Source organism: Arsenicicoccus sp. UBA2120, from assembly GCF_002330965.1.
Lineage (GTDB): Bacteria > Actinomycetota > Actinomycetes > Actinomycetales > Dermatophilaceae > Arsenicicoccus > Arsenicicoccus bolidensis.
The window spans coordinates 1-3,971 of record NZ_DCYC01000055.1 but is presented as its reverse complement, the minus strand read 5'-3'; the positions used below and the strand labels follow the sequence as shown (position 1 = coordinate 3,971).

Annotated in this window: 3 protein-coding genes; all 3 read right to left on the bottom strand. The window is 70.0% G+C overall.

The features are described from left to right. Positions 1-13: 13 nt before the first annotated feature. The 3 genes from ilvC to B2P18_RS08115 are packed head-to-tail and all read right to left on the bottom strand — an operon-like array spanning position 14 to position 3,492. Positions 14-1,123 (bottom strand): ketol-acid reductoisomerase, encoded by a 1,110-nt coding sequence (ilvC, locus tag B2P18_RS08125; RefSeq protein WP_286957957.1) that lies wholly within the window; start codon positions 1,121-1,123, stop codon positions 14-16. 15 nt (positions 1,124-1,138) lie between these two features. Next, entirely contained in the window at positions 1,139-1,648 is a 510-nt protein-coding gene (ilvN, locus tag B2P18_RS08120; RefSeq protein ID WP_019287842.1) for an acetolactate synthase small subunit, read from the bottom strand. Further along, positions 1,645-3,492, bottom strand: a complete 1,848-nt coding sequence (locus B2P18_RS08115; protein WP_019287843.1) for an acetolactate synthase large subunit — start codon at positions 3,490-3,492, stop codon at positions 1,645-1,647. Before B2P18_RS08115 ends, ilvN begins: the two co-directional genes overlap by 4 nt. Between the last annotated feature and the right edge of the window lie 479 nt (positions 3,493-3,971).

Below are 3,971 nucleotides of genomic sequence, written 5' to 3'. Positions count from 1 at the left end.
TACCTGAGGTAGGTCAGCGGGCGGCGGAGCCCTCGACGTAGTCCGAGTCGGTGTCCTTGACCCAGCTCATCAGGCCGCGGAGCTTGCGCCCGGTGGCCTCGATCGGGTGCTGGGCGCCCTGCTCGCGCAGGCGCTTGAACTCCGGTGCACCGGCGTCCTGGTCGTCGATGAAGCGCTTGGCGAAGGTGCCGTCCTGGATGTCCGCGAGGACGGCCTTCATGTTGTCCTTGACCTCCGGGGAGATGACGCGCGGCCCCGAGACGTAGTCGCCGAACTCCGCCGTGTCCGAGATGGACCAGCGCTGCTTGGCGATGCCGCCCTCGATCATCAGGTCGACGATGAGCTTGAGCTCGTGCAGGCACTCGAAGTACGCGACCTCGGGCTGGTAGCCCGCCTCGGTGAGCGTCTCGAAGCCGTACATGACCAGCTGCGAGGCGCCGCCGCAGAGCACGGCCTGCTCGCCGAACAGGTCGGTCTCGGTCTCCTCGGTGAAGGTCGTCTTGATGCCGCCGGCCCGCAGACCGCCGATCGCCTTGGCGTAGGACTTCGCGAGCTCCCAGGCCTGGCCGGAGGGGTCCTGCTCGACGGCGACGATCACGGGGACGCCGCGGCCGTCGGTGTACTCACGGCGCACGAGGTGGCCGGGTCCCTTGGGGGCGACCATGAGCACGTCAGAGCCAGCCTCGGGCTTGATGTAGCCGAAGCGGATGTTGAAGCCGTGGCCGAAGACCAGCGCCGTGCCCTCGTTGAGGTTGGGCTGGATCTCCTCGGCGTAGACGGTGCGCTGCACCTGGTCGGGCGTGAGGATGACGACGACGTCGGCCTCCTTGACGGCCTCGGCGACGGTGAGGACGCGCAGGCCCTCGGCCTCGGCCTTGGCGCGGCTCTTGGAGCCCTCGGCCAGGCCGACGCGCACGTCGACGCCCGAGTCGCGCAGGTTGAGCGCGTGGGCGTGACCCTGCGAGCCGTAGCCGATGACGGCGACCTTGCGCCCCTGGATCAGGGACAGGTCGGCGTCGTCGTCGTAGAACATCTCAGCAGCCATGGGCTGGTCTCCTTCGTGGGTGGTCGTGCGTCTATCTAACGGGGATGGGCCGTATGCCGAGACCGGGCGTCTCGGCATACGACCGATGGACGGTCAGCCGCGGTTGCTGCGGTCGGTGATGGAGCGGGAGCCGCGACCGATGGCGACGAGGCCGGACTGCACCAGCTCCTTGACGCCGAAGGGCTCCAGGGTGCGCAGCAGCGCCTCGAGCTTGAGGACGTTGCCGGTGGCCTCGACGACGATCGTGTCGGGCCCGACGTCGACGACCTTGGCGCGGAACATCTCGACGACCTCCATCACCTGGCCGCGGTGGGCCGCGTCGGCCCGGACCTTGACCAGGATGATGTGCCGCTGGACCGACTGGTCGGCCTGGAGCTCGACGACCTTGAGCACCTCGACGAGCTTGTTGAGCTGCTTGGTCACCTGCTCGAGCGGGAGCACGTCGACGTCGACGCGGATCGTCATGCGCGAGATCTCGGGGTGCTCGGTCTCGCCGACGGCGAGCGCCTCGATGTTGTAGCCGCGGCGCGAGAACAGCGCGGCGATGCGGGTGAGGACGCCGGGCTTGTTTTCCACGAGCACGGACAGGGTGTGCTTGCTCACTCGTCATCACTCCAATTCGGGGCCATGCCCTTGGCGATCTGGATCTCGTCGTTGCTCACGCCGGCGGGGACCATGGGCCACACCATCGCGTCGCGGCTCACCACGAAGTCGACCACGACGGGCCGGTCGTTGATCGCCATCGCGGCCTGGATCGTCTCGTCGATCTTGGCGGGGTCGTCGCAGCGCAGCCCGACGCAGCCGTAGGCCTCGGCGAGCTTGACGAAGTCCGGGATCCGGATTTGGTCGTGGGAGGTGTGCAGGTCGGTGTTGGAGTAGCGCTCGTTGTAGAAGAGCGTCTGCCACTGGCGCACCATGCCGAGGCTCGAGTTGTTGATGATCGCGACCTTGATCGGGATGTCGTTGACGACGCAGGTGGCCAGCTCCTGGTTGGTCATCTGGAAGCACCCGTCGCCGTCGATCGCCCACACGACGCGGTCCGGGTCGCCGGCCTTGGCGCCCATGGCCGCGGGCACGGAGTAGCCCATCGTCCCGGCACCACCGGAGTTGAGCCACTGCCGCGGCCGCTCGTAGCGGATGAACTGCGAGCTCCACATCTGGTGCTGGCCGACGCCGGCGCAGTAGATCGCGTCGGGCCCGACGATCTCGCCGAGCCGCTCGATGACGGCCTGCGGGGCGATCGTCGTCTCGTCGTCGTGGACGTAGCCGACGGGGTAGGTCGCCTTCCAGCCCGTGGCGGTGGCGACCCACTCGGCGTAGTCGGCGACGTCGCCCGCGGCCTGGTCGGCCTTGATGGTGTCGATGAGGTCGCGGATGACCTCCTTGGCGTCGCCCACGATCGGCACGTCGGCGACGCGGTTCTTGCCGATCTCGGCGGGGTCGATGTCGGCGTGGATGACCGCCGCGCCCGGCGCGAAGGTCGACAGCTGGCCGGTGACCCGGTCGTCGAAGCGCGCGCCGAGGGTGATCAGCAGGTCGGCCTTCTGCAGGCCGGTGACCGCGGCCACCGAGCCGTGCATGCCGGGCATGCCCAGGTGCAGGGGGTGCGAGTCGGGGAAGGCGCCGCGGGCCATCAGCGTCGTGACGACGGGGATGCCGGTGAGCTCCACCAGGCGGCGCAGGTCCTCGTGCGCCTCGGCGCGGATCACGCCGCCCCCGACGTAGAAGATCGGACGGCGCGAGGTGCGCATGAGGCGCGCGGCCTCGCGGATCTGCTTGTGGTGCGGCCGGGTCACCGGGTGGTAGCCCGGCAGCTCGAAGGTCGGCGGCCAGGAGAAGGTGGTGCTCGCCTGGAGCGCGTCCTTGGTGATGTCGACGAGGACCGGACCGGGGCGGCCGGTGCTGGCGATGTGGAAGGCCTCGGCCAGCGCCTGCGGGATCTTGGCCGGGTCGGTCACGAGGTAGTTGTGCTTGGTGATCGGCATCGAGATGCCGCGGATGTCGGCCTCCTGGAAGGCGTCGGTGCCGATCGAGGCGCTGCCGACCTGGCCCGTGATCGCGACCATCGGGACGGAGTCCATGTGGGCGTCCAGCAGCGGGGTCACGAGGTTGGTGGCACCGGGACCGCTGGTGGCCATGCACACGCCGACCTTGCCGGTGGCGGAGGCGTAGCCCTGGGCGGCGTGCCCCGCGCCCTGCTCGTGGCGCACCAGGACGTGGCGCACCGAGCTCGAGTCCATGAGCGGGTCGTAGGCGGGAAGGATCGCTCCGCCGGGAATGCCGAAGACGGTGTCTACCTCGAGCGCCTCCAGGGCGAGGACGAGGCTCTGCGCGCCCGTGACCTGGACCGGCGTCCGGTGCCGCACGCTGGCGGCGACGCTGGAGGGGTTGGGGGCGGGCGAGCCCGGCCGGGCGGGCGTGGCAGCGGTCGACGTGGTGTCGGTCACTGTGTCTCACCACTTTCGGATGACATCGTCGTCGGGTCGGCGGGTGCCGACCCTGTGCGGGCCCGGTCCGGCGATCGTGCGTGCCGGTCGGACGTGCTCATGAAAAAACCCCTGACCCGGGGAGCCGGGACGCAGGGGTGGCGCGCTGTCAGGAGATCGACGGCGCGCTAGGGAAGTACGAGGATTCGGGCCACGGGTCAACAGTCCCCCAGCGAAGGCCCCGCGTCAAAGGGGGCACGCGCCAATCTCGCGATGTGGGCAGCTTGTCCCACGTCACGGACGTCGGCGGGGTGGCCGGGTCCGGGGCGTCCCCGCAGACTGGTCGTATGCCGAAGCCCCGCCGCCTCGCCCTGCCGCTGCTCTCCGGGCTGACCGCCGGACTGCTCGCCGTCACGGCGTGCACCGGCTCGCCGCCGTCACCGTCGTCGACGCCCTCGTCAGCGTCCTCCCTGGCACCGTCGTCGCCAGCGACCTCCAGC